General features: G+C 61.0%; 22 protein-coding genes, 1 tRNA gene and 1 pseudogene. 13 read left to right on the top strand and 11 right to left on the bottom strand.

Annotated elements, in window-relative coordinates:
* The first annotated feature begins 23 nt into the window (after positions 1-23).
* Together DMP17_RS10915 and DMP17_RS10910 are read left to right on the top strand one after the other, a co-directional pair.
* Positions 24-638 (top strand): OmpA family protein, encoded by a 615-nt coding sequence (locus DMP17_RS10915; protein WP_337829110.1) that lies wholly within the window; start codon positions 24-26, stop codon positions 636-638.
* A 138-nt stretch (positions 639-776) separates the two neighbouring features.
* Complete coding sequence (locus tag DMP17_RS10910; protein WP_337829109.1) at positions 777-1,982, top strand: hypothetical protein; 1,206 nt, start codon at positions 777-779, stop codon at positions 1,980-1,982.
* Positions 1,983-2,526: 544 nt separating this feature from the next.
* On the opposite strand, the gene DMP17_RS10905 is transcribed toward DMP17_RS10910, so the two are convergent.
* On the bottom strand, positions 2,527-3,876 hold the full coding sequence (locus DMP17_RS10905) for a hemolysin family protein (RefSeq protein ID WP_337829108.1): 1,350 nt from the start codon (positions 3,874-3,876) through the stop codon (positions 2,527-2,529).
* Positions 3,877-4,207: 331 nt separating this feature from the next.
* On the opposite strand from DMP17_RS10905, the gene DMP17_RS10900 reads away from it, so the two are divergent.
* Positions 4,208-4,891, top strand: a complete 684-nt coding sequence (locus DMP17_RS10900; protein ID WP_337829107.1) for an OmpA family protein — start codon at positions 4,208-4,210, stop codon at positions 4,889-4,891.
* A gap of 225 nt (positions 4,892-5,116) precedes the next feature.
* On the opposite strand, the gene DMP17_RS10895 is transcribed toward DMP17_RS10900, so the two are convergent.
* The 3 genes and pseudogenes from DMP17_RS10895 to DMP17_RS46375 form a co-directional block, all read right to left on the bottom strand.
* A tRNA-Leu gene (locus tag DMP17_RS10895) sits at positions 5,117-5,203 on the bottom strand.
* A gap of 159 nt (positions 5,204-5,362) precedes the next feature.
* Positions 5,363-6,133 (bottom strand): hypothetical protein, encoded by a 771-nt coding sequence (locus DMP17_RS10890; protein WP_337829106.1) that lies wholly within the window; start codon positions 6,131-6,133, stop codon positions 5,363-5,365.
* Positions 6,134-6,484: 351 nt separating this feature from the next.
* A pseudogene (locus DMP17_RS46375) lies at positions 6,485-6,541 on the bottom strand (MJ0042-type zinc finger domain-containing protein); the annotation flags it as partial.
* On the opposite strand from DMP17_RS46375, the gene ftsE reads away from it, so the two are divergent.
* The 4 genes from ftsE (at position 6,516) to DMP17_RS10870 (ending at position 9,808) form a co-directional block, all read left to right on the top strand.
* Positions 6,516-7,559, top strand: a complete 1,044-nt coding sequence (gene ftsE / locus DMP17_RS10885) for a cell division ATP-binding protein FtsE (protein WP_443217880.1) — start codon at positions 6,516-6,518, stop codon at positions 7,557-7,559. The pseudogene DMP17_RS46375 and the gene ftsE sit on opposite strands and share 26 nt — an antisense overlap.
* Complete coding sequence (locus DMP17_RS10880) at positions 7,556-8,449, top strand: cell division protein FtsX (RefSeq protein ID WP_337829104.1); 894 nt, start codon at positions 7,556-7,558, stop codon at positions 8,447-8,449. Before ftsE ends, DMP17_RS10880 begins: the two co-directional genes overlap by 4 nt.
* Positions 8,450-8,576: 127 nt before the next feature.
* The gene (locus DMP17_RS10875; protein WP_337829103.1) at positions 8,577-9,107 is read left to right on the top strand and encodes a YdcF family protein; all 531 of its coding nucleotides are present in this window, start codon (positions 8,577-8,579) and stop codon (positions 9,105-9,107) included.
* Positions 9,107-9,808 carry a lysophospholipid acyltransferase family protein gene (locus tag DMP17_RS10870; protein ID WP_337829102.1) on the top strand — a complete coding sequence of 234 codons (702 nt, stop codon included), beginning with the start codon at positions 9,107-9,109 and terminating at the stop codon, positions 9,806-9,808. The genes DMP17_RS10875 and DMP17_RS10870 overlap by 1 nt, the downstream gene beginning before the upstream one ends.
* Before the next feature lie 19 nt (positions 9,809-9,827).
* Here DMP17_RS10870 and DMP17_RS10865 read toward each other — a convergent pair whose 3' ends face one another.
* The gene (locus DMP17_RS10865) at positions 9,828-10,235 is read right to left on the bottom strand and encodes a metallopeptidase family protein (RefSeq protein ID WP_337829101.1); all 408 of its coding nucleotides are present in this window, start codon (positions 10,233-10,235) and stop codon (positions 9,828-9,830) included.
* A gap of 87 nt (positions 10,236-10,322) precedes the next feature.
* Complete coding sequence (locus tag DMP17_RS10860; protein ID WP_337829100.1) at positions 10,323-10,643, bottom strand: winged helix-turn-helix transcriptional regulator; 321 nt, start codon at positions 10,641-10,643, stop codon at positions 10,323-10,325.
* A 231-nt stretch (positions 10,644-10,874) separates the two neighbouring features.
* On the opposite strand from DMP17_RS10860, the gene DMP17_RS10855 reads away from it, so the two are divergent.
* The 3 genes from DMP17_RS10855 to wrbA all read left to right on the top strand — a co-directional run bounded on the left by DMP17_RS10855 (position 10,875) and on the right by wrbA (position 12,873).
* Positions 10,875-11,756 carry a pirin family protein gene (locus tag DMP17_RS10855; protein ID WP_337829099.1) on the top strand — a complete coding sequence of 294 codons (882 nt, stop codon included), beginning with the start codon at positions 10,875-10,877 and terminating at the stop codon, positions 11,754-11,756.
* A 160-nt stretch (positions 11,757-11,916) separates the two neighbouring features.
* Positions 11,917-12,216: a GNAT family N-acetyltransferase gene (locus DMP17_RS10850; RefSeq protein WP_337829098.1), complete on the top strand. Its 300-nt coding sequence runs from the start codon at positions 11,917-11,919 to the stop codon at positions 12,214-12,216.
* 57 nt (positions 12,217-12,273) lie between these two features.
* Positions 12,274-12,873 carry an NAD(P)H:quinone oxidoreductase gene (wrbA, locus tag DMP17_RS10845; RefSeq protein ID WP_337829097.1) on the top strand — a complete coding sequence of 200 codons (600 nt, stop codon included), beginning with the start codon at positions 12,274-12,276 and terminating at the stop codon, positions 12,871-12,873.
* A gap of 38 nt (positions 12,874-12,911) precedes the next feature.
* Here wrbA and DMP17_RS10840 read toward each other — a convergent pair whose 3' ends face one another.
* The 3 genes from DMP17_RS10840 to DMP17_RS10830 form a co-directional block, all read right to left on the bottom strand.
* The gene (locus DMP17_RS10840) at positions 12,912-13,994 is read right to left on the bottom strand and encodes a hypothetical protein (protein ID WP_337829096.1); all 1,083 of its coding nucleotides are present in this window, start codon (positions 13,992-13,994) and stop codon (positions 12,912-12,914) included.
* A gap of 46 nt (positions 13,995-14,040) precedes the next feature.
* Complete coding sequence (locus tag DMP17_RS10835; protein ID WP_337829095.1) at positions 14,041-15,525, bottom strand: NupC/NupG family nucleoside CNT transporter; 1,485 nt, start codon at positions 15,523-15,525, stop codon at positions 14,041-14,043.
* A 377-nt stretch (positions 15,526-15,902) separates the two neighbouring features.
* Complete coding sequence (locus tag DMP17_RS10830) at positions 15,903-16,493, bottom strand: hypothetical protein (protein ID WP_337829094.1); 591 nt, start codon at positions 16,491-16,493, stop codon at positions 15,903-15,905.
* Between the two features lie 256 nt (positions 16,494-16,749).
* Between DMP17_RS10830 and DMP17_RS10825 the strand changes: the two genes are divergently transcribed.
* Positions 16,750-17,511 (top strand): queuosine precursor transporter, encoded by a 762-nt coding sequence (locus DMP17_RS10825; protein ID WP_337829093.1) that lies wholly within the window; start codon positions 16,750-16,752, stop codon positions 17,509-17,511.
* Entirely contained in the window at positions 17,511-18,422 is a 912-nt protein-coding gene (gene argB / locus DMP17_RS10820) for an acetylglutamate kinase (RefSeq protein WP_337829092.1), read from the top strand. Before DMP17_RS10825 ends, argB begins: the two co-directional genes overlap by 1 nt.
* 144 nt (positions 18,423-18,566) lie before the next feature.
* Here argB and DMP17_RS10815 read toward each other — a convergent pair whose 3' ends face one another.
* Both DMP17_RS10815 and hisN read right to left on the bottom strand, forming a co-directional pair.
* Positions 18,567-18,941: a ribosomal maturation YjgA family protein gene (locus tag DMP17_RS10815; protein ID WP_337829091.1), complete on the bottom strand. Its 375-nt coding sequence runs from the start codon at positions 18,939-18,941 to the stop codon at positions 18,567-18,569.
* 108 nt (positions 18,942-19,049) lie between these two features.
* Complete coding sequence (gene hisN, locus DMP17_RS10810; protein ID WP_337829090.1) at positions 19,050-19,832, bottom strand: histidinol-phosphatase; 783 nt, start codon at positions 19,830-19,832, stop codon at positions 19,050-19,052.
* A gap of 221 nt (positions 19,833-20,053) precedes the next feature.
* On the opposite strand from hisN, the gene DMP17_RS10805 reads away from it, so the two are divergent.
* Positions 20,054-21,634, top strand: coding sequence for a peptide chain release factor 3 (locus DMP17_RS10805; protein WP_337829779.1), 1,581 nt, complete (start codon positions 20,054-20,056; stop codon positions 21,632-21,634).
* Positions 21,635-21,709 lie beyond the last annotated feature (75 nt).

Here is a 21,709-nt window from a genome sequence, read left to right as displayed (position 1 = left end):
ATCACATAGCGGGAGAGGGTCGCATGGGCTGTGGACCGTTTCGATTTCTGATCGGCGCTGGTGCGACCGTCGCATTGGCGGGCATCGGCTATTATCTGACCGACGCTTATGGCGGCGCGCAGGGCGGGCAACCGGCCCTTGAAAGCAATGCGCCGGAGGTAGCAACGCTCCCCGCTACGCCCGCCGAAACGCCTGCGACCGCCGAACAGGTCGCCAGTTGCCAGACGCAAGTGGACGGCGTCATCAAGGGGCAAACCATCCAGTTCGACAGCGGCACCGCGACGATCAAGGCCGATTCTGTGCCGCTTATCGACGCGCTCGCAACCGCGCTCGCGCCCTGTGCGGGGACCGTCATCGAAGTGGCGGGCCACACCGATCTGGTCGGTGATGAAGCGGCCAATATGACGCTTTCCGAACAGCGCGCCAATGCGGTGGTGCAGGCGCTGGTCGCCAAAAATGTGCCGACCAGCCGCTTGGCGCCTAAAGGCTATGGCGAGACAAAACCTGCCCAGCCGGGCGAAGCGGAAGCGGCCAATGTCGCCAACCGCCGCATCGAATTTGCTGTGCGCGCGGTGGGAGCGGATGCCGCTGCACCGGACGCCGCGACCGCAGCGCCAACTGCGGCAACAGGTCAATAAGGAGAGGTTGCGATGTTCTGGACGGCTCTATGCGCGCTCTTGCTTTCGTTTCTGGTCGGTGTTGCCATCGGCTGGCTATTCTGGCGCAACCGCAAAAACGCCTGAATATAGGCGGGGACTGGATGAGGGGTATCCGCAATGGATGACTTAAGCCTTTGGATGACGGACTATTGGTGGCTCTGCCTGATCGCGTTGTTGATCGGGGTCAGCACGGCGTACTGGATCTGGTGCGTCGATTGTCCGGGTGACCGGGACGATAGCGATGCGCTCGATTTCGAGCCGCAGGCCAAGGCCGAACCGCCCAAGCCCTTGGAGCCCAAAAAACCGGAAATCACCGCCGCGCGCCCGATGAATTTCAAGGATGCGCCGGGCTTTGATACTGGCGTCAAGGTCGCGGGTGCTGCGGCAGCAGGCGCGGCGGGATTGGCCGCAGCCGCGGTCGCGAAGAGCAGCGCGGCGGAACCTGCGCCGCCAGCGCCCCCGCCAACCCCGCCTGAACCAGCGCCGCCCGCGCCTAAACCGGCAGCGGTGGCGGATAAAGCGGCTGCAGCCAAACCGGTCAAAACCGCTGCGGTAAAAGCCGCGCCCAAGGTGGCGGCCAAGCCCAAGGAAGCGGCGCCCAAGCCGGTTGCAAAAGCGCCTCAAAAGGCGGCCGTCAAAACAGCGGCGAAAACCGCTGCGCCGGTTGCGAAAAAAGCGGAACCGGTAAAGCTTGCCCCGACCAAGGCTACACCTGCCAAAGCGGCTCCGGCCAAGAAAGCGGACAAGCCTGCAGCCAAAGCGCCCGTTAAGGCAGTAGTTAAGGCAGTAGTTAAGGCTCCGGTCAAAACAGCGGCGGTTAAGGCGGCTCCTGCGGCGAAGGCCGCGGCCAAAGCACCGGCAAAGGCGTCGGCTAAAACCCCAGCTAAAACCGTAGCGAAACCGGCGGCCAAAGCTGCACCCAAGGCGGAAGTGAAGCCCAAGGCTGCACCCAAAACCGACACCAAACCTAAAGCAGCCCCGGCCAAAAAAGCACCTGCTGTGGCTGCCCTCGGAGCCGTTATGGCGCAGGACGGGCGGCCCAAGGTTGCGGGCGCGGGGTCCGCTGCTGCGGACCAGTTGGAGCTGATCAAGGGCGTCGGCCCTAAGCTGAACAGCCTGTTGGTCAGCATCGGCATCACCCGCTTTGCACAGATCGCGGCCTGGTCGAAAGCCGATGTCGCCGAAGTCGACCAATATCTCGGCATCTTCGCAGGCCGCATCACGCGCGACAATTGGGTCGATCAGGCGGCCTATCTCGCCAAAGGCGACCTTGCCGGATTTGCCAAAAAATATGGCGAAGTCGGCAGCGAGATCAAAAAATAGACCCACAAGCTACCCGCACCCCTTGCGGGACACGACAGGGCGGGAGCAGCAATGCCCCCGCCCTTTTTTGCGGGCTGAAATCTAGCCCGCGTCGTTGAAGTTTAACCTGTGTCGCTGATGTCTAGCCCGTCTCGCTGATGTCGAGCGAGGGATACAAATGGGGAATATCGGTGCAAAATGTCCCAAATCCTCCCCTCAAAAGGGGAGGTGGCGCGCGCGATAGCGCGTGACGGAGGGGTGTCGCGCTCTCGATAGCCTGACACCCCTCCGTCATTTGCTGCGCAAATGCCACCTCCCCTTTTTGGGGAGGAGTTAGGGCCGTCCTTTTTTGCGGGCGGGGTTTGCCTCATCGAAACGTCCTTGCGCTCCATCAAATCGTCATTGCGAGCGCCGCAAGGCGCGCGGCAATCCAGAGCCGCGCAGGGCCGCTCTGGATTGCTTCGTCACTGCGTTCCTCGCAATGACGGCAAGGACTATATAATGACGGAACAGCATATAATGACCGAAGGCTATATAATGTGGTGCCCTTCACGGGTTCCGCACATCACCGGATCGACGATACCAGCAGCTTGTCTATCTTGCGGCCGTCCATATCGACCACTTCGAAACGCCAGCCCTGATCTTCAAATATTTCGCCGACTTGCGGCAAATGTTTGAGGACATAGAGCGCATGGCCCGCCGCGGTCGCATAATCGCGCTCGTCATCCAGTTCGAGGCCCAGCCGGTCGGCCAGCGCATCTGCCGACATTGAGCCCGATATGAGGTAGCTGCCATCCTCCCGCTCGACCACATTTGGTTCGGTGCCGATATCCTGATCGGAGGCAAATTCGCCCGCAATCGCCGACAAGAGATCGGCGGGCGTGACGATGCCTTCAAAATGGCCATATTCGTCATGGACGAGCAGCATCGGCACTTCGGCATGGCGCAGGCGGTTGAGCGCGTCCATCGCCTCGATCTGGTCGGGCACGACTTCGGCCTTGCGCATCAGCGTGCGCACATCAAGCTTTTCGCCGCGGAACAGCGCAGCGGCAACGTCGCGCGATTGCACCACACCGATCACCTTGTCGATCGAGCCTTCGGTCACCGGGATGCGGGTGTGCGGCGTTTCGGACAGCGCGGCGCGAATGTCCTGCACATCGTTATCGGCATCGATCCAGTCGACATCGGTGCGCGGCGTCATCACCTCGCGCACCGGCCGGTCGGCGAGCCGCACCACGCCGGTGATAATCTGGCGCTCGCTATCGTCGATCACGCCCGATTTGGTCGCTTCGGCAACGACCAGATGCAATTCTTCCGCCGTCACATGATTTTCCGATTCGCGGTTCATGCGGAGCAAGCGGAACACCAGCGCGCTGCTGCCGTCGAGCAGCCACACAAAGGGACCAGTCAGCTTGGACAGCCACAGCATCGGGGTGGCCATTAATGCGGCAATCGGTTCGGGCGAACGCAGCGCAATCTGCTTTGGGACCAACTCGCCGATGATGAGCGAGATATAGGTGGTCAGCACAATCACGATGGTGAAACCGGCGGTCTGGGCGGTCTGGGGGTCCAGCCCCATATAAAGTTCCAGCCGCTTGGCGACAGGCCCGCCAAGGCTCGCGCCCGAATAAGCGCCCGCCAAAATCCCGATCAGCGTGATGCCGATCTGCACGGTTGACAAGAATTTACCCGGATTATCGGACAGCCGGATGGCGACCGCTGCGCCCTTTTTTCCGGCCCGTTCGAGCGCCTGCAAGCGCGGGCGGCGGGCCGAAACAATCGCCAGTTCGGACATGGCAAACAGGCCGTTCAGCGCGACCAGTCCGACGATGATGGCAACATCCATCCATGGAAAGGGGGTAAGGGCGGGGGCGAGCGCGGGGGCCAAAGCAAGGCTCAGGGACGCGGCGCTCATGCGCTGGAATCCTTACACATTCGGGGTCGATGCCCCTCGCTACTGTCCTCGTCTTCGCCTTCCTGAAAGGCGGCTCGCTCTGTCGTCGCGCGTTCCAAAAGCTTTTGGTATCCTTTACCCGAAAAGAGGGCCTCCCGGCAAAAGGCCCGAAAACGTGCCGGAGATGATAAAGCTTCTTAGCGCAGTTTCTGAAGAAACCACAACATTCTGCTCACTTGTTGTTCACGCGCCTGTCACGAAACTAGAGGAACCTTGACGTCACAAGCGCGTTAGTGCGGCGGTGTAGTCGTGCCGATAATAATAGTAGTTAATAATCAGGAAGGACATTCTTATGACACGCAAAGGGAAAATGCTGATTGGGGCAGCTATGGTCGCTTCGCTCACCGTAGCGGGCTGTGTTACCGACCCCAACACCGGAAAACAGACAGTATCGACCAAGGGCGCAGTCGGCGGCGTTATCGGCGCTGTGGCCGGCTATTTTGCAGGCGACCTGATCGGCGGCAAGCGCGATCGCACCGAAAAGATTTTGGGTGCGGGCATTGGCGCGGTCGCGGGCGGTGCGGTGGGCACCTATATGGACCGCCAGAAAAAGCAGCTTGAAGAACAGACCGCAGGGTCGGGCATCGATGTGAGCCAAGAGGGCAATGACCTCATCCTCAATATGCCCGGCGATGTGACGTTCGACACCTCGCGCTGGGACATCAAGCCGGAATTCCAGATGACGCTCAACAATGTTGCGCGCACGCTGAACCAGTATCCCAGCACCTATATCGACATTTACGGCCACACCGATTCGACCGGCAGCGACGCGCTCAACATGACCTTGTCGCAAAACCGCGCCAATTCGGTGATGAGCTATTTGTCGTCGCAAGGCGTGAACCGCGCGCGTATCGCGACCACCGGCTTTGGTGAAACCCGCCTGAAATGCGTGCCGGAAGCGACCGCAGCGGACCGCCAGTGCAACCGCCGCGTCGAAATCCGCATCGTTCCCGTTACACAAAGTGACGTGAACTAAGCGCGGTTTTCTGCTATTAATGTAAATGTCCGAAAGGGAAACCTTCGGGTCGCACGGGTGCCCCGGTCTGTATAGGCCGGGGCATTTTGCTTTGGGGACGACCGGCCGTTTAGAATATTGCGGCTGAGAGGCTGTTCCACGGCCCTATAGTCCGCGAGATCCGTCCACGCACGGCGCAGACATGTCCATAGCGGACCGCTGGTCTATTTATGAAAATCAGGAAAATGGTGCGGTCGAGAAGACTCGAACTTCCACGGGCTTTCGCCCACAACGACCTCAACGTTGCGCGTCTACCAATTCCGCCACGACCGCACTGATATAAAAACTGCCCCGGACATCAGCCCCGGCCAGTTGGTAGGCGAGCGCGATTAGCACCGAGTGCCGCGCTATGCAAGGGCAGGGCGCGAGATTCTTTGACGCTTTTTTGACGACCCTCAGCGCGACCGATATGGACCGGATTTGCGCGCTTTTTCAGCTTCCGCCCAAGGCCCAGCCGATGGTCAATTCCTGTGCGGCGTCGGGAATATCAATCTTGGCTTCGTTGAAATTCGCCTTTTCGCCCGGCGCAAGCTTGCGCACCGGCGGCTTGATAACCCAGCTATAGACGACCCGCCCGCCCGCATCGCGCAGTTCGGCGAGCATCGGCGGCACGCTTTGTTCGCGGTCGGTCGGATTGACGATGGTCCCGCTCGCGGCAAAATAGATGGTGCCGTCGGGCAGTTCGCGATGGTCCTGCGTTTTCGCCAGCTCGATCACCAGATCGGGTTCGGCAGGCGCTTGCGACAAGCCACTCGCCCAGCGCGGCAGGCCCCAATAAAGGAGCGAGGCGGCAACGCCCGACAGTAAGAGCGCCGCAACAATGGCGGCAATCGTCCAGACACGCGCCGGATTACGCCGCGCGCGATAGGGTTCAAAGCCTTGCACCTCCTCGTCGGCGGGCAGACGCATGGACGGCGGCGGATCGTCGGAAAAAGGCGTAGGCTCGCGCGTATAGCTGCCCCAGCCATCATCGGTTTCGGGGTCATGCGCTGGCACCGGCGCGATGATGGGGCCTGAGACGGGAGCCGCGACAGGAGTCGCGACGGGTGCCGGTTCCGTCGGCGCGGCGGGCGCGGCTTGGGATTGGGGTGCGGCTTCTGGGGCTACATCCTGTCCGCCCGTCCGTTCACGTTCCAGCGGCACAAAGCCTTCGCGCTGGCGCGGCGCGTCATTATTGGCGCTATTGGAAAGCGGCGACGGCATATGCCCGCGCTCTAACGGCGATTGCATCCCCGGCGGCGGCGAAGGCGGCTGCGCGGGCGGCGGCACCGATGGTTGCGGCGCAGGCTGGGGCGCTGGCGGCGGGACAGACGCACGCTCGATTACATTGGCACGCGGCGCGGGCGCAGGGTGCGCCTGTGCAGCACTGGCTTGAGCAGCAGGCGCGGTGATCGGGCGCGGGGCCGAAGGGACAGGGGCCGAAGGAATAGGGGTAGGTGCCGCAGCGGGCGGCGCCACCGGAGCCGTATCGTCCGCGCCGTCCTCCTGTCCGACGCCCGGCTGGAACCAGCTATGGCGGCAATTGGCGCAGCGCACCGAACGGCCCTTGGGACCGACAGCGGTGTCGGGCACGACATAGCGGGTGTTGCAGGCGGGGCAGGACAAGATCATGCACTTCTCTAAACATCTCTTGCGGAAAGAGGCAAGAGCGCAAGCAAGCCGCCGAAAAGCATTGGCAGCACAACAGGATTGGCCAAATCCTCGCGCTGCTGTCATGACGTCATCATCGGCCACAAAAATCCGTGCAATGTCGGGCGGTTTGAGGCACAGGACGCAATATATGGATGACGATATGGTCAGCAGCGCCAGCCCGGATGCTCCCGACGCTTTTCGCGAGCGGCGGCGCTTTGCGTTGAAACCGCGCGGCGCGGACGCGGGACTGGCGCGCGAAGCCAATGCGGGCATGGTCCAGTTCGACAATGTTGGCCTGCGTTATGGCACCGGCGCGGAAACGCTGTCCGATTTAAGCTTCACCTTGCAACCGGGCGGTTTTTATTTCCTCACCGGCGCGTCGGGCGCGGGCAAGACCTCGCTCCTCAAATTACTCTATCTGGCCCAGCGACCGAGCCGCGGGCTTATCCGGCTGTTCGGCGAGGATGCCGTCACCATGCCCCGCGAACGTTTGCCGGGCTTCAGGCGGCGCATCGGCGTCGTATTCCAGGATTTCCGGCTGGTGCCGCATTTGAGCGTGTTCGATAATGTCGCGCTGCCCTTGCGCGTCGCCGGGGTGCGCGAGAAGGATTTGCTCACGCCCGTCACCGAAATGCTCCACTGGGTCGGGCTGGCCGACCGGATCGATGCGCGCCCGCCGACTTTGTCCGGCGGCGAGCAACAGCGGGTGGCGATTGCCCGCGCGGTCATCGGGCGCCCCGAAATGCTGGTCGCCGACGAGCCGACCGGTAACGTCGATCCCGACATGGCGCTGCGCCTGCTCAGCCTGTTTGAAGCGCTCAACAAGCTTGGCACCACCATCATTGTCGCGACCCATGATGTGCATTTGATGAGCCGTGTGCCGGGCGCGCAGATGATGCGGCTCGACAAGGGTAAGCTTGCCGATCCGACCGGTGCGCTACGCTATCCGCCCAAGGCGGACAGCGCGCGCGGGCCTGCTCTGGGGAGCAGCTTATGATCGCGCTGGTCGCCGGTAGCCCGCATGAAAAGGCGCTGCTCCCTGAAGGACGCATGTCCGGGCCGATGCCTTGGGTCATTGCGATCATGATTTTCCTTACCGTGCTGGCCGCAGCGGCGGGCCTGTCGCTCACCCGGGCGGCCGGCTCTATCGGCCATGCGATAGCGGGGCGCGTCACCATCCAGATTCTCGACGCGAATGTCGAACGCCGCAGCCAGCAAGTGCGCGCCATTGCGCAGCGGCTTGGCGCCACCCCGCAAGTGACGCGCGTCCAGCCGGTCGATGATGCTGAAATTGCCGCAACGATGGAAGAATGGCTGGGCAAGGATGCCGAAGCCTTGGGCCTCCCCATGCCCGCGCTGATTGATGTGGATCTGGCCAGAGACGCTTCGCCTGCCGCGCTCGACCGGCTGCGCGCCGCCGTGCTGCCGGTTGCGCCGCACGCACGGATCGAACCGCACGCAAGCTGGCTTGGTCCGGTGTCGGGCATCATCCGCTCCTTTGCGTGGATTGCCGCCGCCTTGGTGCTGTTGCTCGGCTTTGCCGCGAGCGCGATTGTCATGCTGACCGCCCGCAGCGCGCTTAACATCCACCATGCGACCATCGAAGTGCTGCATCTGATCGGCGCGACCGATACGCAGATTGCGCGCCTGTTCCAGCGCCGCATTGCGCTCGATGCGCTGTTCGGCAGTGTCGCAGGATTTGCGGCGGCGGTCGCGATACTGTTCCTGTTGTCGAGCCAGTTCCAAAGTCTGGGCGCAGCCTTGCTCGCCGATGCGGCGCTTGGCTGGCGCTGGCTGCTCCTGCCGCTCATCCCGCTCGCATTGGTATTATTGGCGAGCGTGACCGCGCGTTACACGATTACACGCGCGTTGAAACGCATCCTTTAAGCCTTTCAGGCGAGGCAGTTGCGCGGGGGCTTGCCAAGGCGATTGCCGCTGTTCGTCACGTCCCCGTCATGCTGGTGTCATGTTGGCGATAGTTTATGGGTAAATTGTCGTTATAGACACAATCGCTATGATTCGCCGTCTGATCTCGCTGCTGCTGATTCTCTGGCTGCTCGGTTTTGCCGGGTTTGCCTTGTTATTGCCGCAGCCTTTGGGTGCGCAAAAGACCGATGCCGTAGTGGTTGTGACCGGCGGGCCGGGGCGCATTGACCGCGGCCTCCTATTATTGGAACAGGGCCAGGCGCAGCGTATGCTGATTTCGGGCGTCGGCCGGACGGTCAAGGCGCAAGACCTTGCCGCGCGCTATCCGGGTTCGGAAAAATGGTTTGAATGTTGCATCGCGCTCGGTTTCGAAGCGGTCGATACGCGCTCCAATGCGCTCGAAGTCGCGCGCTGGATGGAGCGACGCAACTATAAATCGCTGCGCCTTGTGACATCGGACTGGCACATGAACCGCGCGGCATTCGAAATCGAGCGGGCGCTCCCCGACACTATCGTCTTTTATACCGACGCTGTACGCACCCAGCCTTCCTTGTGGCAGCTCTGGATGGAATATCATAAATATCTGCTGCGGCGACTGGGCGCATTGGTGGGCGCATAATGGCGCGGTTCGTGGCCCTGTTGCGCTCGATCCTGTTCACGCCGATATTCTATATCGGTTCGCTGTTTTTTGTGGTCGCAGCCTTGCTCGCCTCGCCCTTTTCGCGTGAAATGCTGAAACGGCTGGCGCGCAGTTGGGGGCAGTTCCACCGCATTTGTTGCCATATCCTGTTGGGCCAGAAAATCCGCATCATCGGTAATATGCCGGACGGGCCGTATCTTTATTGCTTCAAGCATGAATCGGCGTTTGAAACCATCGAGCAACTTGTGCTGTTCCACCGCCCTGCAGTGATTGCCAAGAAGGAATTGTTCGACATTCCGCTGTGGGGCAAGGTCGCCGAAATGCAGGGGATGATCCCGGTCGAGCGTGAGGCGGGGGCGAAGGCGATGCGCGCGCTCATGACGTCGGCGCGCGCGGCTTTGGCGGCGGGACGGCCGATCTGCCTGTTCCCCGAAGGCACGCGCGTGCCGCATGGCACCAGCGCCCCGTTGCAGGCAGGCTTTGCCGGGCTCTACAAGATTTTGAACGTGCCGGTCATTCCGGTCGCGATTGACAGCGGGCGCTTGTCGCCGCGCCGCAGCTTTATCAAAAAAGCGGGCATCATCACCTATAAGGTCGGGGAAACCATCCCTCCGGGCCTGCCGCGCGAAGAGGCCGAAGCACGGGTGCTGGCGGCGATCAACGCGCTCAATGATGAATAGCGGGAGACGGATAGCGGGATCAGTCCCGCACACTATCTTCAATCGCGTGGATTTCCTCGTCGGAATAACCGAAATGATGCGCGACTTCATGGACCACCACATGGCTGATAAGGGTCGCGAGCGGGATAGCGCGCTGGCGCGCTTCGGCGAGGATGGGCTGGCGGTAAAGATGGATGGTTGCGGGCATCATGCCGGTTTCCCACACCGATTCTTCGGTTAAGGGCCGCCCGGTATAAAGCCCGCTCAAATGCCAGGGGCTGTCAATATCGAGTTTGCGCAGCGTGTCGGCATCGGCGAAATCTTCAACGCGGAACACGACATCGCCCAACCGGCTACGGAACAGGTCGGGAAGCGCCGCGACCGCCTGTTGCGCGAGGGTTTCGAAATATGCTGCATCGGGCGGACCGCCCATTGGAAAGCCGGACATAGGGTAGATATAGGGGCTGGATATAGGCGGACAAGCGCGGGGGTTAAAAGGGGCGTGTGAAAAGGAGGGCGCGGACGGCGCGCGCCTTCATTCGATCAGATGCGCGTCCGCCCAGGCGTGCATCGCTTCCAATACGGGCGCGAGGCTGCGGCCTTTGGGGGTCAGCGCATAATCGACGCGCGGCGGGATTTCGCCATAATCATGGCGCGCAACCAGCCCGTCCGCTTCCATTTCCTTGAGCGTTTTGGACAGGGTCCGGTGGGTCACCCCGCCAAGGTCGCGCTGTAACTGGTTGAAGCGGCGCGTGCCTTGCATCAGCCAGAAGATAATCATCGGACGCCATTTGCCCGAAAGGAAAGATAGCGCAGCTTCGGCGGCGCATTTGCTGGGGTGGGTCGTCATTTTCATCTCGTTCATCCTGCGGCGAACCGCTTCTTTTCTTTGTAAAAAGCGAAAGCCCTGCGCTTGTGCTTCCGGGTCTACATCCACAGTATCCTTTAGGACCGTACTTGCATGAATATCTTATGTACACATAATATCGTGCATACCAAATGAAAAGAGGGCGTGCCGGTTTTCCGGCGCATCTTCAAAGGGCAGATGGCGGCCTTGTTCCCAACGCCATCCTTGAAAGATAGAGCAATGAAAAAGCTTGTTAAAATTTATGGCGGCACCGAAGGCCATTGGGTCGGCGACGGGTTTCCCGTGCGCTCGCTGTTCAGCTATCATCGCGATGCAGCGGCGCTCAGCCCGTTCCTGCTGTTCGATTATGCCGGGCCGCATTTTTTCGACCCCAATGTCGAAGCCGCAAGCGCCCCGCGCGGCGTCGGCCAGCACCCGCATCGCGGCTTTGAAACCGTCACGATCGTCTATGATGGCGAGGTCAGCCACCGCGATTCCAGCGGCGGCGGCGGCACCATTGGCACGGGCGATGTGCAATGGATGACGGCGGCTGGTGGCATCATCCATGAAGAATTCCACTCTCCGGCTTTTTCCAAAACCGGTGGACCGTTCCGCATGGTGCAATTGTGGGTGAACTTGCCCGCCAAGGACAAGATGAGTCCAGCCAAATATCAGGCGATCACGACGGATGATATTCCGGCTGTGACCTTTGATGGCGGCAGCGTGCGCGTAATTGCGGGCGCGTTCGAGGGCACCCAAGGCCCTGCCACAACCTTCACCCCCATCAATATGTGGGATATGCGGTTGGAGGCCGATGCCGAGGTCACGCTGGACCTGCCCGACGGCCATAATGCAATGGTCGCTGTGCTGTCGGGCCATGTCAGTGTCATCGAAGATGGTGCGATGGAAAGTCTGGGGGAAGCCGAAATCGGGCGGTTCAGCGTCGAAGGCGCAGGCGTTACGATCAAGGCCAATGGTGCGGCGATGCTGCTCGTCCTGTCGGGTGAACCGATTGATGAGCCGGTATTCGGCCACGGCCCGTTCGTCATGAACACGGAACGCGAAATCCGTCAGGCGATTGATGACTTTAACGCGGGCCGCTTCGGCGCGGTCGCGGCCTGAAGCCGGGCCTGAAACGCGGCTCTGAAACAGGAACTGACATCAAGCCTTCATCAAAATGACGCATTATCGCATCCCTAGGTTGGTGCCCCGGACGCCTCTCTCTCCCCAAGCCCTGTCCGGGGCACCGGCACCCTCCACCGGATTGACCGGAGATGATCTTATGACCGAAACTATTCCGCCCGAAGTGGTCCATAATGAAGCCGCGCACCGCTTTGAAGTGACGCTCCCCGGCGTCGACGCCATTGCAGCGGCTTATTACAAGATGGACGATAATGGCCATCGCGTGCTGACCCATACCGAAGTGCCGCAAGAATTTGGCGGTCAGGGTATCGCGTCCAAACTTGCGCGTGCGGCCTTTGATGACGCCCGCGCGCAAGGCCTCAAACTCGTCCTCAAATGTCCGTTCATGGCAAGCTGGTATGCGCGCCATCCCGATTATGGAGATGTCGTCGCGGGCTGAACCGCGCTCTACTCCAACCTCCTATTTTTCTCCCAACGCCATAAAAGGAACCATTACATGGCAAAAGTCCTCGTCCTCTATTATTCTTCCTACGGCCATATCGAGCAAATGGCCGAAGCCGTGGCATCGGGCGCGCGCGATGCGGGCGCAACCGTCGACATCAAGCGTGTCCCCGAAACCGTGCCCGAAGAGATTGCCAAGGGCGCCTATTTCAAGCTCGATCAGGCCGCGCCGGTTGCGACCATTGCCGAGCTCGAAAATTATGATGCGATCATCATCGGCACCGGCACCCGCTTTGGCCGTATGTCGTCGCAAATGGCCGCCTTCCTTGACCAAGCCGGTGGCCTGTGGGCGCGCGGCGCGCTAAACGGCAAGGTTGGCGCGGCCTTCACCTCGTCCGCCACGCAACATGGCGGTCAGGAAACCACGCTCTTTTCGATCATCACCAATTTGCTGCATTTCGGCTGCACCATTGTCGGCCTCGATTATGGCTATGCAGGCCAGATGGACAATAGCCAGATCGTCGGCGGCGCCCCCTATGGCGCGACCACCATTGCCAATGCCGATGGCAGCCGCCAACCGAGCGAAATCGAACTGGAAGGCGCCCGCTACCAAGGCCGCCGCGTCGCCGAAGTCGCGGCGAAATTGTTCGGCTGAACATACACCCCCTCCTGCTTGCGGGAGGGGGTAGTTCGTTACCACTGCAAGCGATACGTCACCAAAAAACCGTCATGGTCGGACGGCGGTTCGCCTTTTTTCCATGGTTCATCGAACAACGCATCAATCCGGACCGGCGTGACTTTCACGCGCGCGCCGCTGGCAAAGCCTTGAATATCCTGTGTGTCCATCCAGGGAGCATCGCCGTCCCATGAGGGGATGACTTCGCAACTGTTCGGCTTGATCGCGCAATAATGGCGCACATCCGCGCCCGGCATGGTTTCGACCTTGGCGCCATAGCGGAAATCCGAATGGCGCGTGTTGAAATCGCCGCCATAGAGGAAGGGCAGCGCCGGGTCATAGGCGCGCTTCAGGAACAGGCCGGTTTCGACAATCTGCCGTTCATAGGCCTGATTGGTGCGCTCCAGCGGCACTTTGGCGGCCCCGCGCGCATTAAGGTGCGTGTTGAACAATTGCAGCGGCTCCGGCACGCCGGGGATGGAAATGCGCGCGAGCATCACGCCCTTATTGGCAAGGCAATCAAAGCCTGCACAGCTATTGCCCCCGAACGGCGTTTGCATCACGCTTTCAATGCCAAAATCGGTGAAGATATAAAGGCCGCTGCTGGTCAGCTTGCCGATACGTTCGCCTTTGACGATACGGCGGTCGTTCTTGAAATCCTTGACCATCGGCGCAAGGCCCAAATCCATCGCGCGGTCGGTGCGCAGCGGCCCGCGCACGCCATTGGCATAGCCGGCCCGCGCGCCGATCTTGCCCGCCTTGGCAATGAACGCTTCTTGCAGCATGACAATATCGGGCGCGGTCCCGGCGCGCTTCATCGCGGCGAGTTGATCGGCGATATGGTCCATCGCGACCCCGCGATTCTTGCCGCGCGGGGCGGGCAGTCCTGCGACATTATAGATGAGGACCGACACGGTGGTGGTGCGGCTGCCATCGGGCGCGGTTTCGATGGAGGCGGCGCGCACGGGCGCTTGCGGCAGCGGGGCCAAGGCGGGATGACTGGCGCAGGCGGTGAGGGTTAAGGCGGGCAGACATAAAGCGGGCAGGCAAAGGGCGGAAAGATGCAGCCGCGCGTGGCGCAGGGCTGGCCGCGCCGCCATAGCCCCCCGCCACCAACTGCCTTTTGCTACCATTATGATCCGGACATTATGGCTTTTGCGGTTGCGCCGTTTCGACCGCTTGTTTTTGAGGCTCTGCCGCCTTGGCCGGAGCGTCGGCCTTAACGGCTTCCGGCGCAGGCGCGTCTGCGGCAGGCGCGGTGTCGGCTTCGGCTGCAGGCGTGGAGGCCGGCGCAGGGGCTGCCGCCTCTGCCGTCGGGGCTTGCGCCGGATGCGGCAGCGCGCTCGTCGGAATGAGCAGGCCCGCCAGCGTTGCCGACATGAGATTGGCAAGGCTGCCCGCGAGCAAGGCTTTGAGGCCCAGCTTGGCAATCATCGGACGCTGGTTGGGCGCAAGATTGCCCGTCACCGCCATCTGGATCGCAATCGAGGAAAAGTTCGCAAAACCGCACAGCGCAAAGGTCACAATCGCGATGGTGATCGGCGACAGGCTGCCGCTCGCTTTGCCAAGGTCGATAAAGGCGACAAATTCATTGAGGACAATCTTTGTGCCGAACAGGCCGCCCGCTTGCCCGGCTTCCGCCCAAGGCACGCCGATAAGCGCCATGATCGGTTTGAAAATATAGCCGAGCAGCATCTGGAAGCTTAAATCGGGATAACCGAACCAGCCGCCAATCCCGCCCAATATGCCGTTGGCGAGCGCGACCAGCGCGACAAAGGCCAGCACCATCGCGCCGACCGCGACCGCCAGCTTGACGCCGGTTTGCGCGCCTTGGGCGGCGGCCATGATGATGTTGGCGGGCTTTTCTTCGTCATGGCTTGCATCGGCCAGCACGACCGGTTCGACGCCGATATCCTTGGGATCGTCGGGCATCATGATCTTGGCCATGAGGATACCGCCGGGCGCGGACATGAAGCTCGCCGCGAGCAGATAAGGGAGCAAATGTTCGCCGATCATGCTCGCATAAGCGCCAAGGATGGTGCCCGCGACCCCCGCCATGCCGACCGCCATGATGGTGAAAAGCTGCGGCGGGGTGAGGCCTGCCAGATAAGGGCGGATAACCAGCGGGCTTTCCGACTGGCCGACGAAAATATTGGCCGCCGCGCCCAGACTTTCGACCTTGGTGATGCCGGTGATTTTCTGGATCGCGCCGCCGACCCATTTGATGATAAGCTGCATGATGCCCAGATAATAAAGCACCGAAATGAGCGAGGCGAAGAAGATGATGACGGGGAGCGCGGCAATCGCGAAACTATTACCGCCAATTTCGGGCGCTGCGACCGGGCCGAAGATGAAATCCGTCCCCGCCTTGGCATAGCCGAGCAGGTTCGACACGCCGCGCGACATCGCACCGATCACCCCTTGCCCCCAGCTTGTGCGGAACACGAGCAGCGCAATCCCCGCCTGCAACGCAAAAGCCGCCCCTACGACACGCGGGCGGATCCAGCGGCGGTTCGACGAACAGGCATAGGCAATGCCCAAAATGATAAGGATGCCGAAAAGGCTGATGAGAAATTGCGGCACGTAGGTCCAGCTCCCCCGGAGTTTGGTATAAGCGTCAAAGCTATACACGCTTTGACAGCCAAGGGAATATTTGCCGGGTAAACTGTGGTGATGCAGCCCAAAAGGTGCGCGCATTTTGCCACAGGGGGTGTGGGGGAGGGGGGTGCGGTAAGGGGTGCGGGAAGTCGCGCGGGAAATGACTTAAAATAATCGTCATTCCCGGCTTGACCGGGAATCCATCTGCGGGCCGTGCGGTTTGCGCAACCTATATGCGCTGCTCCAATTTCCAAGTCAGGAGATGGATTCCCGCTTTCGCGGGAATGACGAGGGTTAGGCGGATAAGACGCATCTTCTACAAAAAAACACCGGAAAGCGCATGGCCTTCCGGTGTCCTTCAATAAATATACACAATATCCGTCAGCCGCCCTTGCGGACAGCCGCGCCGCTTATGCAGCCTGCGCCGAATATTGGCTTGCGTCTTGCGGGCAGCCTTCGGCGCGCTTGGCGACGGGGTCTTTGCCATTATACCAGATGGCGGTGCCGCTGGTCTGGCCTTCCTTGGCTTCGAACGTGCAGACGATGGCTTTGCCGCCATCTTCCGACACGGCAAGCGTCCAGTTTTTCGCGCCGCAATTATGCGGGGTGCAGCCATGCGCGACAATCATATTGCCCGCTTTGAACACCGGCACTTCGGTCGAAGGGGCGGTGACAGCGCCGCGCGCCGCCGCCGGAAGCGCGAGTTTGAACATCGCGGCAACCACTTTGCTATTGCCCATGAAGCTGTCGCTTGCGGCCTTGCCCGCCGCCAGCGCATCCTTATCCTTGGGCGCGTCTGCACCCTTGACGCCGGTCGAAGGATATTCGCCAACATGGCTTGCAATTTCGCGCTGCGGCGCGGGGGCTTCGGCTTCGGGAGCCTTGACCGCTACATCTTTTTTGGGGGCTTCAGGGGCAGGGGCTTCCTGCGCACAGGCACCCAGCGCAAGGCCCGCAACTGCAAGGGGGGCCAAAAACCGGGCGCGCAACATCGACGTCATCAAAACTTCTCCAAATTGGTTCGAGGGAGGGTTGGGGGTCACTGTCCGTAACAATTTACCGTAACGATGCAAGCCTGAATGGCGCAATAACAACGGTTTTTCGCGGCGAAAACAGGAAGGGCCGAAGGGTGCGGGGATGCACGGCACCCCTCGCACCCGGCCTGTCCGCGCGCGATGCCGTTTAGGTTTCAATATGTTGGCGGCGCCCCGCCCTCCCCTCTTTCCCTTGGGCGCAAAAGGCGATAAGCGCCGGAGGATGACAGACCGTTATACTGCTGCCGCCGCAGCGTCCGCCGATCACATCCATCATGAAGCAGGCGTCACGCCCGCCTCTTTGGCGTCTGCGCCTGCATCGGCCCTAGCGCGTCCGGGCCTGTTCATGTTTGCGCTTATCTATGGCGGCATGTGCATATTGGGCGGGGTTATCGGCAATAAGCAGGTCGCGCTTGGCCCGCTTGCGGTCGAAGCGGGGATTTTCTCTTTCCTCCTGCTCGTCGTGCTGTCGAGCGCGACCAGCGAGCTTTATGGCCGCGCCACCGCCAACCGCATGGTGTTATGGGGCTTTGTCCCGCTGATTCTGTCGATGGCGATTATCGGGCTGGTGCTGGCGCTTCCGGCTGCGGACAAAATGGAGGCTGAACGGCTCGCCGCGTTCAATATGATCCTTGGCCAAAGCCCGCGGCTAATGCTCGCAGGGCTGATCGCTTATGGGATTTCGCAATTGCTCAACGTCACCATTTTTAACGCGCTGCGCGGGAAAACGGGCGAAGGCAAGCTGGTCGCCGTGCGCGGGGCGGTCGCGTCCATCCTGTCGCAAATCGTCGATACATTGCTGTTCATCACGATCAGCTTTTACGGAGTGTTCCCGATTGCCAACCTGCTCATGGGGCAGATGCTGGCGAAGGTAGTGCTGTCGATCATCCTTGTGCCCTTCCTCATTTCCGGCGCCATCGCGCTCGGCCGCAAGCTTGATGCGCACTATCCTGTTACCGGGCCAGCCGCCGGAGGGGCGCAATGATGTCCTACGCGACTGGCCACGCCCCCGACCCCGCCATGCTCGCCAAAGCGGAAACGCTGACCGAGGCGCTCCCTTATATCCAGCGTTATGCGGGGCGGACTTTTGTGGTCAAATATGGCGGCCATGCGATGGGCGACCCCGAAGCCGCGCGCGATTTTGCCGAAGATGTGGTGCTGTTGAAAGCGATCGGCATCAATGTCGTGGTGGTGCATGGCGGCGGCCCGCAAATCGGCGCGATGCTCAAAAAACTGGGCGTCGAAAGCCAGTTTATCGGCGGGCTGCGCGTCACCGATGCCGAAACCGCCAAAATCGCCGAAATGGTGCTGGCGGGCTCTATCAACAAGGAAATTGTCGGCTGGATTGGCGCCGCAGGCGGCCGCGCGGTCGGCATTTCGGGCAAGGATGGCAATCTTGTCCTGTGCGAAAAAATCGGCGGCAAGCGCGCGCCCAATCCGGATAGCGGCATAGAGCGCAATGTCGATCTGGGCTTTGTCGGGGAACCGGTCGCGGTGGACCGGCGCATCCTCGATTCGCTGTCGGGCGATGGCATCATCCCCGTGGTCGCCCCCGTCGGCATCGGCGCGGACGGCCATACCTATAATGTCAATGCCGACACGATGGCGGGGGCGATTGCCGCCGCATTGGGGGCCTCGCGCCTGTTCCTGCTGACCGATGTTGCGGGCGTGCTGGACAAGGAAAAACGCCTGCTCACCGACCTCACCCCCGCCGACATCCAAGGTTTGCAAGCCGATGGCACCGTCACCGGCGGCATGATCCCCAAGCTCGAAACCTGTGTCCATGCGGTCGAACAGGGCGTCGATGCGGCGGTCATATTGGATGGCCGCGTGCCGCACGCGATGCTGCTGGAAATCTTCACCGATTCCGGTGCGGGGACGTTGGTTCACGCCTGAGGGCGTTGGGGTTCACGCCTGAGGACGTTGGGGTTCACGCCTAAGGGCATTAGGGTTCACGCCTGAGGGCATTAGGGTTCACGCCTGAGGGCATTAGGGTTCACGCCTGAGGGCATTAGGGTTCACGCCTGAGAGCATTAGGGTTCACGCCTGAGAACGTAGTTTTTCGACCAGCAACACCAGCACAGCGCCTGCCGTATAAGCCAGTAAATCCTCCACCGCAAAGGCGGTGCCGAAAATTGTCCGTGCGGGGACATTATGGCCCAGACCAAGGCGCGCAACAAGGTCGAGGGCTTGCGCACACTCGACCATGAACGAGATGGCGAGCGCCACAAAGGCTGCGGGCATGACGCGTAAATCCGTCACAGCGCGCAAGGCCAGATAGACAAGGATGGTTACCAGCACATCCCCGCCATAAGGGCGGATGAAACGGTCCTTGACCCATAGCGCAATCGCCACTTCGACGAGGAAAAGCACGAGTGCCGCAAGCGCATAGCCGGGGCGGAAGGACAGTTTCATAGGCGGGCTTTCGCAAGGCGTGGACGGGCGGAACGTCTATAGACCCGCGCCTGTCCGGCCTTTATGCAGCGATGATGCGCTTTTTGTGCAGAAGGGTAGGACGTGCCATCAATGATGGCAGGCCAATGCCTCCAGCACATCGTCAATCCGCGCAGGGTCGCCGCAAGCGATAACGTCGCCCTTGGAATCGGCGTCCAAAGGCTCGCCATTCCAATCGCACATCATCCCGCCTGCGCCTTCGACTATGGGGACGAGTGCTGCAAAGTCGTGCAGTTGCAATCCTGCTTCGACCACAAGGTCGATAAAGCCCGACGCGAGCAGGCCATAATTATAGCAATCCCCGCCGAAAATCATGCGCTTGTGCGCAGTCTTGGCGGCAAGACCCATAAAATGTTCGCCTTCATGCTCGCTGAAATATTGGGGGCCGGTGGTGGCGAGGCTCATCTCGTCGAGCGCCCGGGCGGTGCGGGCGCGGACGGGCTGACCGTTAAAGGTCGTGCCATGCCCTGCCGCCCCGACCCAGCGTTCGCGATTTGTAGGCTGGTCGATCACACCCAGCACCGGCCAGCCATCGACGAGCAGCGCAATGAGCGTGCCGAAGGTCGGCTTACCCGCCATGAAGCTGGTCGTGCCGTCAATCGGGTCGAGCACCCAGATACGCTTGGCTTGCCCACGCTCGGTGCCGAATTCTTCGCCGATTATGCCATCATCGGGCCGTTCCTTGGCAAGAATATCGCGCATCGCAAGTTCCGCCGCACGGTCGGCTTCGGTGACGGGCGACGCATCGCCCTTGGCTTCATGGTCGAAAGGGGCGCGGAAAAAGGGGCGGATCGCCGCGCCCGCTGCATCGGCAAGGCGTGCGGCAAGCGCCATATCATCGGTGAGTTTCATGAAGGTAGCGATTAGCGCAGGCCGCACCGCTTGGCCAGCCGCTTCCGGCCCGCCTGTTCTCGCGCCGCTCCTGCCCCTCCTTCCGCGCTTCCCCCTTTCATTCTCGTCATCCCCCTGTAAAGGGGGATCCATCTCCGGACCCTTCGGCACATATGACAGCTCAGGAGATGGATTCCCGATCAAGTCGGGAATGACGTAGTGTTATTATTGAAAGCCTTGTGATGAAAATCCCGTCCCGCCGCACCTTTGCGATCATTTCCCACCCTGACGCGGGCAAGACCACGCTCACCGAAAAGCTGCTGCTCGAAGGCGGCGCGATCCATTTAGCAGGCGAGGTCAAAGCGCGCGGGGCGAACCGGCGCGCGCGCTCCGACTGGATGAAGATCGAACAGCAGCGCGGCATTTCGGTGACCTCGTCGGTCATGACGTTCGAACGGCCGGACAAGGATGGCTCTACCATCACCTTCAACCTGCTCGATACGCCGGGGCACGAGGATTTTTCCGAAGATACCTATCGCACGCTCACCGCGGTCGATTCGGCCATCATGGTGATTGACGCGGCCAAGGGCATCGAGGCGCAAACCCGCAAATTATTCGAAGTCTGCCGCCTGCGCTCGGTCCCCATCTTCACCTTCGTCAACAAGGTCGACCGCGAAGGCCGTGACCCGTTCGAACTGCTCGATGAAGTGGCCGACATGCTCGCGCTCGATGTCACGCCGATGAGCTGGCCTATCGGCATGGGCGGCGTGTTTGAAGGCATTTACGATTTTGCCACCAACCAGTTGATGCAGCCGAGCGGCGACAGCAAGGCGTTTGAAGGCAAGGTCACACAGCTTTCGGGCGTCGATGATCCGAAGCTCGAAGCATTGGTCTCCGCCCAAGGCCTCGCCCAATTCCGCGAGGAAGTGGAACTGATCGGCGTCGGCTATCCCGAATTTGATTTGGAAGCCTATCGTCATGGCGATTTGACGCCGGTTTATTTCGGGTCTGCCTTGAAGCAATTCGGCGTGACCGAGCTTATCGACGCGGTTGCAGCTTACGCCCCGCCGCCGCGCCCGCAACCCGCAGAACCGGCACCGATTGAGCCGACCGACAGCGCCGTCACCGGCTTCATCTTCAAGGTTCAGGCCAATATGGACCCGATGCACCGCGACCGCATCGCGTTCATGCGGCTGTGTTCAGGCAAGTTCAAACGCGGCATGAAACTGACCCCGTCGGGCAGCGGCAAGCCGATTGCGGTCCATTCGCCCATCCTGTTTTTCGCGCAGGACCGCGAACTCGCCGATGAAGCCTTTCCCGGCGATATTATCGGCATCCCCAACCATGGAACCTTGCGCGTCGGCGATACGCTGGCGGAGAAATTGGGCGTGCGCGTCACCGGCCTCCCCAATTTTGCACCGGAAATTTTGCGCCGCGTGGCGCTCAAAGACCCGACCAAGACCAAGCAGCTCCGCAAGGCTCTCGATGACCTTAGCGAAGAGGGCGTAATCCAGGTTTTCTACCCCGAAATCGGCGCGCAATCGATTATCGGTGTGGTCGGTCAGTTGCAGCTTGATGTGCTGATTTCACGGCTGGAGGCCGAATATAAGGTCGAAGCGATGCTCGAACCTTCACCCTTCGACACCGCGCGCTGGTTGAGCGGCCCCGATGCGGCGATGAAAGCCTTCACCGACATCAACAAAGCCAACCTCGCCAAAGATCGCGACGGTAATCCGGTGTTTATGGCCAAATCGGCTTGGGATGTCGGCTATCAGCAAGAGAAGAATCCGGACCTCAAATTCAACGCGACCAAGGAGCGTTAAAGCGAGCCGGTTCCCCGCTTAATTTCGGGGACAAATATTTAATTATAGACAATATTAATTATCGACTGTCCTACA

This window comes from Pseudonocardia sp. TMWB2A, from assembly GCF_017312135.1.
Note: the sequence above shows the minus strand (reverse complement) of the source record. Positions and strands in the feature narration are given on the sequence as shown.

Coding starts and splice junctions, on each gene's coding strand:
- DMP17_RS10910 (WP_337829109.1), top strand. CDS start 777: ATGGATGACTTAAGCCTTTGGATGACGGACTATTGGTGGCTCTGCCTG.
- hisN (WP_337829090.1), bottom strand. CDS start 19,832: ATGAAACTCACCGATGATATGGCGCTTGCCGCACGCCTTGCCGATGCA.
- DMP17_RS10855 (WP_337829099.1), top strand. CDS start 10,875: ATGAAAAAGCTTGTTAAAATTTATGGCGGCACCGAAGGCCATTGGGTC.
- DMP17_RS10905 (WP_337829108.1), bottom strand. CDS start 3,876: ATGAGCGCCGCGTCCCTGAGCCTTGCTTTGGCCCCCGCGCTCGCCCCC.
- DMP17_RS10830 (WP_337829094.1), bottom strand. CDS start 16,493: ATGACGTCGATGTTGCGCGCCCGGTTTTTGGCCCCCCTTGCAGTTGCG.
- argB (WP_337829092.1), top strand. CDS start 17,511: ATGTCCTACGCGACTGGCCACGCCCCCGACCCCGCCATGCTCGCCAAA.
- DMP17_RS10865 (WP_337829101.1), bottom strand. CDS start 10,235: ATGTCCGGCTTTCCAATGGGCGGTCCGCCCGATGCAGCATATTTCGAA.
- DMP17_RS10915 (WP_337829110.1), top strand. CDS start 24: ATGGGCTGTGGACCGTTTCGATTTCTGATCGGCGCTGGTGCGACCGTC.
- DMP17_RS10890 (WP_337829106.1), bottom strand. CDS start 6,133: ATGCCGTCGCCGCTTTCCAATAGCGCCAATAATGACGCGCCGCGCCAG.
- DMP17_RS10815 (WP_337829091.1), bottom strand. CDS start 18,941: ATGAAACTGTCCTTCCGCCCCGGCTATGCGCTTGCGGCACTCGTGCTT.
- DMP17_RS10880 (WP_337829104.1), top strand. CDS start 7,556: ATGATCGCGCTGGTCGCCGGTAGCCCGCATGAAAAGGCGCTGCTCCCT.
- DMP17_RS10875 (WP_337829103.1), top strand. CDS start 8,577: ATGATTCGCCGTCTGATCTCGCTGCTGCTGATTCTCTGGCTGCTCGGT.
- DMP17_RS10870 (WP_337829102.1), top strand. CDS start 9,107: ATGGCGCGGTTCGTGGCCCTGTTGCGCTCGATCCTGTTCACGCCGATA.
- DMP17_RS10900 (WP_337829107.1), top strand. CDS start 4,208: ATGACACGCAAAGGGAAAATGCTGATTGGGGCAGCTATGGTCGCTTCG.
- DMP17_RS10840 (WP_337829096.1), bottom strand. CDS start 13,994: ATGGCGGCGCGGCCAGCCCTGCGCCACGCGCGGCTGCATCTTTCCGCC.
- DMP17_RS10825 (WP_337829093.1), top strand. CDS start 16,750: ATGACAGACCGTTATACTGCTGCCGCCGCAGCGTCCGCCGATCACATC.
- DMP17_RS10805 (WP_337829779.1), top strand. CDS start 20,054: ATGAAAATCCCGTCCCGCCGCACCTTTGCGATCATTTCCCACCCTGAC.
- wrbA (WP_337829097.1), top strand. CDS start 12,274: ATGGCAAAAGTCCTCGTCCTCTATTATTCTTCCTACGGCCATATCGAG.
- DMP17_RS10860 (WP_337829100.1), bottom strand. CDS start 10,643: ATGAAAATGACGACCCACCCCAGCAAATGCGCCGCCGAAGCTGCGCTA.
- DMP17_RS10850 (WP_337829098.1), top strand. CDS start 11,917: ATGACCGAAACTATTCCGCCCGAAGTGGTCCATAATGAAGCCGCGCAC.